Here is a 7193-nt window from a genome sequence, read left to right as displayed (position 1 = left end):
GTCGCCGCGAAGGCCTGGTCGATCGTGGCGCCCTTGCGCAGTGCCTGCTGCACCACGACGATGCGGCCGTCGGTGGGGGTCTGCGCGATGTCGAGCAGCTCGGCCTGCGACCGGGGCTCGTCACCCCAGTGGAAGCTGGACCCGCGCTTCTCCAGTGAGCGCAGCGCCTTCTGCAGCGCCGTGGCGTAGTTGCGGCCGATCGCCATCGCCTCGCCGACCGACTTCATGGTCGTCGTCAGCGTGGTGTCGGCGGCGGGGAACTTCTCGAAGTTGAACCGCGGCACCTTCACGACGACGTAGTCCAGCGTGGGCTCGAAGCTCGCCGGTGTCGCCTGCGTGATGTCGTTGGGCACTTCGTCCAGGCGGTAGCCGATGGCGAGTTTCGCGGCGAGCTTGGCGATCGGGAACCCGGTCGCCTTCGACGCCAGCGCCGACGACCGCGACACCCGCGGGTTCATCTCGATGACGATGATGCGGCCGTTGTCGGGGTTGACGGCGAACTGGATGTTGCAGCCGCCGGTGTCCACCCCGACGGCGCGGATGATGTCGATGCCGATGTCGCGCAGCTTCTGGTACTCGCGGTCGGTGAGGGTCAGCGCCGGGGCGACCGTGATGGAGTCGCCGGTGTGCACGCCCACGGGTTCGACGTTCTCGATGGAGCAGACCACGACCGTGTTGTCGGCGGTGTCGCGCATCAGCTCGAGCTCGTACTCCTTCCACCCCAGGATCGACTCCTCCAGCAGTACCTCGGTGGTCGGCGAGTCGCGCAGACCGGCGCCGGCGATGCGGCGGAGGTCCGCCTCGTCGTACGCGAAGCCGGACCCCAGGCCCCCCATCGTGAACGACGGCCGCACCACGACCGGGTAACCGAGTTCGGCGGCACCGGCGAGCACTTCGTCCATCGTGTGACAGATGCGGGATGCCGCGACGTCCGCGCCCGCCTCGATCACGAGCTCCTTGAAGATCTGCCGGTCCTCGCCCTTACGGATCGCGTCGACCTTCGCGCCGATCAGCTCCACGCCGTACCTGTCCAGAATGCCCTGTTCGTGCAGAGCCATCGCGGCGTTCAGTGCCGTCTGTCCCCCCAGGGTCGGCAGGATCGCATCCGGCTTCTCCTTCTGAATGATCGTCTCGATCACCGCGGGGGTGATCGGTTCGATGTACGTCGCATCGGCGAAGTCGGGGTCGGTCATGATGGTCGCCGGGTTGGAGTTGACCAGGATGACGCGCACGCCCTCCTCCCGCAGCACGCGGCAGGCCTGCGTTCCCGAGTAGTCGAACTCGCACGCCTGACCGATCACGATCGGGCCGGACCCGATGACGAGGACGCTGGTGATGTCGTCGCGCTTGGGCATTACTTGCTCGCCCCTTCCGGGTGGTTGAGGGTGGCGACGACCAGGTCGCGGAATCGGTCGAAGAGGTAGTTGGCGTCGTGCGGCCCAGCGGCCGCCTCCGGGTGGTATTGCACGCTGAACGCGGGGATGTCGAGGGCGCGCAGGCCCTCCACCACGTTGTCGTTGAGTCCGATGTGCGAGACCTCTACGCGGCCGTACCCGTTCGGGCTGTCCACGACGCCCGCCAAGGGCGCGTCGACGGCGAACCCGTGGTTCTGGGCGGTGATCTCGACCTTTCCGGTCGCCTTGTCGCGCACCGGTTGGTTGATGCCGCGGTGACCGAACGGCAGTTTGTAGGTGCCGAACCCGAGCGCCCGCCCGAGTAGCTGATTGCCGAAGCAGATGCCGAAGAACGGCAGCCCGGCGTCGAGCACCCGCCGCAGCAGCGCGACGTGCGCGTCGCTGGCCGCCGGGTCGCCCGGGCCGTTGGAATAGAACGCCGCGACCGGGTCGATCGCCTCGATATCGGCGAACGTCGCCGTCTGCGGCAGAACGTGCACATCGAAGCCCCGCGCGGCGAGGTTGTCGATCGTGGACTGCTTGACGCCGAGGTCGAGCACGGCGAGGTTGCCGATCCGCTCCCCGGTCGCCGGTGTGACCTCGACGGTGTCGACCGAGACGGAGGACGACAGGTTCTGCCCCGCCATCTGCGGCGCCTCTCGCACCTGACGCAGCTGCTCGGCAGCATCCAGCCCGGCCGCTTCTCCCGAGAACACGCCGCCGCGCATCGATCCATCCGAGCGGATGTGGCGGGTGACGGCGCGGGTGTCGATGCCGCTGATGCCGACGATCCCATCGCGCACGAGTGCGTCGTCGAGGGACTCGTCGGCGCGCCAGTTCGACACGACGCGCGCGGGATCGCGCACGATGTACCCGGCGACCCAGATGCGACGCGACTCGGGGTCTTCGGCGTTCATACCGGTGTTGCCGATGTGCGGCGCGGTCTGCAGCACGATCTGCCCGGCGTACGACGGGTCGGTGAGAGTCTCCTGGTAGCCGGTCATCCCGGTGCTGAAGACGACTTCGCCGAGGGTCGTGCCGCGCGCGCCGTATGCGCGACCGGTGTGGCGGGTGCCGTCTTCGAGCACGAGCACGGCGGGCTCTGCGGCCCGGTCGAGTACTGAGGTCATGCGTCGGTTCCCATCGGGGTCGGGAGTGTGCGGGTGATGGTGTCGGCCAGCGTGCGCGACGAGGCGTTCTGCGCGCGCAGGTACGTGTCGACGAGGGAGCCGTCGTCGGTGCGCCAGACCAGGCGCACCAGGCCGTCCTTCTCGACGACGCGGTCTATCGCCACGGTGGCGCGGTCGGCGGCGGCAAGGCGATCGAGGGCGAAGAAGACGCGCGGCTGGCCGGTGAGATCCAGCGCGACGCCGGCATCGGTCACCGTCATCCCCACGCGGGAGCGGAAGCCGAGGCCGCGGATCGCGAGCCGTTCCAGGGGCTCGTCGTGCCGAGTGGTCGCGACGTACAGGCCGTCGAACGCCGCGACAGTCTCGGCGCCGTCGGGCGTCTCGCCGAACGGGGCGCGGATGCCCGCATCCCGGCGGGTGCGCCGCCACCAGCCCCACGCACCGGCGGCCAGCAGCACCACCGCCGCGGCGATCATGATCGCCAGCGCGAGTTCCCGGGTCATCTCGCCACCTCCTCGACGACGGCGCCATCCTGCACGGTCGCCGCGCCGCGGAAGAACGTCCACCGCACCTGCCAGGGCAGGACGCGATCGAGATACGGCGAGGTGCTGCTGCGGCCGTGCAGATCGGCGGTCGTGAACGTCCGCGCGGGTGACGGATCGTACAGCGTGAGCGAGGCCGGCGCACCGGCGGTGATCGGTGCGCCGGCATCGGCCACCCCGCCGATGCGGGCCGGCGTCGTTGACATGGCCCGCGCGACGTCATCCCAGGTGAGAAGTCCGGTGTCGACCATCGCCAGATGGACCACGCGCAACGCGGATTCCAAGCCGACCATGCCGTGGGAGGCATCCTGCCACGCGCAGTTCTTCGACTCACCGGGGTGAGGGGCGTGGTCGGTCGCGACGATATCGATCGTCCCGTCGGCCAGTCCCTCGCGCACCGCCTGCACGTCCTCGTTGCGTCGCAATGGCGGGTTGACCTTGTAGCGCGGGTTGTAACCGCGGACGAGTTCTTCGGTCAGCAGCAGGTGGTGCGGCGTGACCTCGGCTGTCACGTTGACACCGCGTGCTTTCGCCCAGCGGATGATGTCGACCGAGCCGGCGGTGGACAGGTGGCACACGTGCAGGCGGGAGCCGACGTGTTCGGCCAGCAGCACGTCGCGGGCGATGATGGACTCCTCGGCGACGGCGGGCCAGCCGGCCAGCCCGAGCTCGGCCGATACGGTCCCCTCGTTCATCTGCGCACCCTCGGTCAACCGAGGGTCCTGCGCGTGCTGCGCGATGACCCCGCCGAACGCCTTGACGTACTCCAGCGCACGGCGCATGATGAGCGGATCCCACACGCAGAAGCCGTCGTCGCTGAACACCCGCACCTTCGCCCGTGAGTCCGCCATCGCTCCCAGTTCGGCGAGGCGCTCCCCCTTCTGCCCCACCGTCACTGCGCCGATCGGCTGGACGTGCGCGTACCCGGCGGTCTCGCCGAGCGCGAGTTCCTGCTCGACGACCCCGGCGGTGTCGGCCACCGGTGACGTGTTCGGCATCGTGAACACGGTCGTGAACCCGCCGGCGGCAGCGGCGCGTGAGCCGGTCAGAATCGTCTCGGACGCCTCATAGCCCGGTTCCCGGAAATGCACGTGCAGGTCGACGAGCCCCGGCAGGGCGATCAGACCGTCGGCGTCGATCTCGGCGGCGCCGGCGTGGCTGAGCCCCTGCCCGACCTCGACGATGCGGCCCGCATCGATCAGGATGTCGGCCGGGTCGCCTCCGTGGATGCGGGCGGAGCGGAGGAGGAAGGATTCGGCGGTCATCGGGCAACATCCTGTTCCATGGTCGGTTCGTCGCGTTCTCCGGCCAGCAGTAGGTAGAGTGACGCCATCCGCACCGAGATCCCGTTGGCGACCTGTTCCAACACCGTGGATCGCGCGGAATCGGCGGCATCGGCGGAGATCTCCAGGCCGCGGTTCATGGGGCCGGGGTGCATCACGATGGTATCGCCGCGTAGCGCTGCGAGGCGCGCGGTCGTCAGCCCCCACCGGCGGGCGTACTCGCGTTCGCTCGGGAAGTAGGCGGCGCTCATGCGTTCGGCCTGGATGCGCAGCATCATCAGCGCGTCGGGTGCGGCCGCGATCGCCTCGTCGAGGTCGTAGCGCACCGTCACGGGCCACGCCGAGACGTCCTGCGGGACGAGCGTCGGCGGGGCGACGAGCGTGACGCCGACCCCCAGGGTCGTGAGCAGCCACACGTTTGATCGGGCGACGCGGGAATGCAGGATGTCGCCGACGATCGCCACCTGCAGGCCGGCGAGATCGCGCCCGCGGCTGTCGCCGCCGTGGAACCTCTTGCGGATCGTGAAGGCGTCCAGCAGGGCCTGGGTGGGGTGCTCGTGAGTGCCGTCGCCGGCGTTGAGGACGCCTGCGGTGATCCAGCCGCTGGTGGCCAGGGTGTGCGGGGCGCCGGAGGCACCGTGGCGGATGACGACGGCATCCGCGCCCATCGCCTGCAGCGTCTGCGCGGTGTCCTGCAGCGACTCGCCCTTGCTGACCGACGAGCCCTTCGCGGCAAAGTTGATGACGTCGGCCGAGAGGCGTTTGGCGGCTGCCTCGAACGAGATGCGGGTGCGGGTGGAGTCCTCGAAGAAGAGGTTCACGACGGTCTTACCGCGCAGGGTCGGCAGCTTCTTGACCTCGCGGACCTGCGTGTCGGCCATGTCCTCTGCGACGTCGAGGATGAGAAGGGCGTCGTCGCGGGTCAGCGTGCGGGTGTCGAGTAGGTGCCTCATGCGATCGTGACCTCGTCGGCGCCGTCGGTCTCGGCCAGGCGGACGTTGACGCGTTCGTCGCGGGCGCTCGGCAGGTTCTTGCCGACGAAGTCGGGGCGGATGGGCAGCTCGCGGTGGCCGCGATCGACGAGGATCGCCAGCCGCACAGCGGCGGGGCGTCCGATGTCGTTGAGAGCGTCGAGGGCGGCGCGGATGGAGCGCCCGCTGAACAGCACGTCGTCGACGAGCACAACGGTCTTGCCGTCGATACCACCGGCGGGGATGTCGGTGGGCTGCGGCGTGCGGGTCGGGTGGTGGTGCAGGTCGTCGCGGTACATCGTGACATCGAGCGCTCCGGTCGGGATCGCCTGCCCGGAAAACCGCTCCAAGAGGGCCGCGATGCGGGTCGCGAGTGCGACGCCGCGGGTGGGGATGCCGAGGACGACCAGGTCGTCGGGGCCCTTGTTCGACTCGAGGATCTCGTGCGAGATCCGAGTCAGTGCGCGCGCGATGTCGTCTTCGTGCAGGACAGTCCGTCCCTGCCCGGAATCACTCATCCGCCGCTCCCTTCTCCGCCTCACGGGACGGTGTTAAAGGTTGCTGTGGGTACCGGCATCCACCCTACCCGACACCCGCCCTCCCGCCCTCCCGCCCGGGCACCCCACCGCGAAACAGCACCTGTGCTATCGAGACCGCGCCGAATCCGCACTGTCTCGATAGCGCCGCTGTAGTCTCGGCGATCGGGCTCGGCGGCCGACGCGGCATGGGCGAGGCGGCGCGGGTCAGGAGGCGCGGGCGATGCGGGCGAGCACGCCGTGCACGAACGACCCGGAGCCGTCGGTGGAGAACTCCTTGGCGAGCTCCACGGCCTCGTCGATCGCGACGGCGGCGGGCACCTGGTCGTTGAACAGGACCTCCCACACCCCGATGCGGAGCACCGCCCGGTCGACCGCCGGCATGCGGGCGAGCGTCCAGTCCTTCGAGAACGTCGTGATCTGCTCGTCGATCTCGTCGCGGTTGTCGATCACGCCGTCGACGATCTCGCGGGCGTAGAGCCACGACGCCTCGCGGGCGGGCTCGTTCGCCGCGCGCTTGGCCTCGACGGCCAGCGTCACCGCGAGATCGTCGCCACGGACGTCGGATTGGTAGAGAATGTCGAGCGCGCGCTTGCGCGCCTTCGAACGTGCGCTCATGAACGGGTCGAGCGCGTCAGTTCACGCGGCCGAGGTAGTCACCGCTGCGAGTGTCGACCTTCACCTTGGTGCCCGTCTCCAGGAACAGCGGCACCTGGATCTCGTAGCCCGTCTCCACCGTCGCCGCCTTGGTTCCCGCCGAGGAGCGGTCGCCCTGCAGGCCCGGCTCGGTGTAGGTGATCTCCAGCACGACCGATGCCGGCAGGTCGAGGTACAGCGGCGTGCCGTCGTGCAGGGCGATCGTGACCTGCTGGTTCTCCAGCATGAAGTTCGCGGCATCTCCCACGGTTGCGGCGGGCACGTTGATCTGGTCGTAGTCGCTCATGTCCATGAACACGAAGCTGTCGCCGTCGTTGTAGAGGTAGGTGAAGTCGCGCCGGTCGACGTTCTGGATGTCGACCTTCGCGCCCGCGTTGAATGTCCTGTCGACGACCTTGCCCGTCACGACGTTCTTCAGCTTGGTACGCACGAACGCGCCGCCCTTGCCCGGCTTGACGTGCTGGAACTCCACAACGCTCCAGAGCTGCCCGTCGATCGACAGGACGACGCCGTTCTTGATGTCTGCGGTGGATGCCATGGGTGTGGAGTTTCCGTTCGTGTGCGTGCGGGTCGGATGACCGGCATCCGATTCTACGGGATACGCCGCCGACCGCAGATTCGGTGAGTGTTCGTGGATTCGGATGCTGGGGCGCGGCCGGGTCCGAATCCGGCGACGACAT

At 69.0% G+C, this 7193-nt stretch carries 8 protein-coding genes; all 8 read right to left on the bottom strand.

What is annotated here, in order from left to right; all coding sequences use genetic code 11:
- Nucleotides 1-1355: carbamoyl-phosphate synthase large subunit (gene carB / locus ACK5KK_RS01290; RefSeq protein WP_416888283.1), on the bottom strand; the 1355-nt coding region annotated here is incomplete at its 3' end.
- Nucleotides 1355-2524 (bottom strand): glutamine-hydrolyzing carbamoyl-phosphate synthase small subunit, encoded by a 1170-nt coding sequence (carA, locus tag ACK5KK_RS01285; RefSeq protein ID WP_416888282.1) that lies wholly within the window; start codon nt 2522-2524, stop codon nt 1355-1357. The genes carA and carB, both read right to left, overlap by 1 nt.
- Entirely contained in the window at nt 2521-3027 is a 507-nt protein-coding gene (locus ACK5KK_RS01280) for a hypothetical protein (RefSeq protein WP_416888281.1), read from the bottom strand. The genes carA and ACK5KK_RS01280 overlap by 4 nt, the downstream gene beginning before the upstream one ends.
- A complete protein-coding gene (locus ACK5KK_RS01275; protein WP_416888280.1) occupies nt 3024-4331 on the bottom strand; it encodes a dihydroorotase in 1308 nt (435 codons plus the stop codon). The genes ACK5KK_RS01280 and ACK5KK_RS01275 overlap by 4 nt, the downstream gene beginning before the upstream one ends.
- On the bottom strand, nt 4328-5302 hold the full coding sequence (locus ACK5KK_RS01270; protein ID WP_416888279.1) for an aspartate carbamoyltransferase catalytic subunit: 975 nt from the start codon (nt 5300-5302) through the stop codon (nt 4328-4330). The genes ACK5KK_RS01275 and ACK5KK_RS01270 overlap by 4 nt, the downstream gene beginning before the upstream one ends.
- Nucleotides 5299-5838 carry a bifunctional pyr operon transcriptional regulator/uracil phosphoribosyltransferase PyrR gene (gene pyrR / locus ACK5KK_RS01265; protein ID WP_416888278.1) on the bottom strand — a complete coding sequence of 180 codons (540 nt, stop codon included), beginning with the start codon at nt 5836-5838 and terminating at the stop codon, nt 5299-5301. The genes ACK5KK_RS01270 and pyrR overlap by 4 nt, the downstream gene beginning before the upstream one ends.
- 225 nt (nt 5839-6063) lie before the next feature.
- On the bottom strand, nt 6064-6474 hold the full coding sequence (gene nusB / locus ACK5KK_RS01260; protein WP_416888277.1) for a transcription antitermination factor NusB: 411 nt from the start codon (nt 6472-6474) through the stop codon (nt 6064-6066).
- Nucleotides 6475-6490: 16 nt separating this feature from the next.
- Nucleotides 6491-7051 carry an elongation factor P gene (gene efp / locus ACK5KK_RS01255; RefSeq protein ID WP_416888276.1) on the bottom strand — a complete coding sequence of 187 codons (561 nt, stop codon included), beginning with the start codon at nt 7049-7051 and terminating at the stop codon, nt 6491-6493.
- Between the last annotated feature and the right edge of the window lie 142 nt (nt 7052-7193).

Source organism: Microbacterium sp., from assembly GCF_047972865.1.
In the GTDB taxonomy this organism is placed as follows: Bacteria; Actinomycetota; Actinomycetes; order Actinomycetales; family Microbacteriaceae; genus Microbacterium.
The sequence above is the reverse complement of the archived record's forward strand: the minus strand, read 5'-3'. Positions and strand labels throughout refer to the sequence as shown.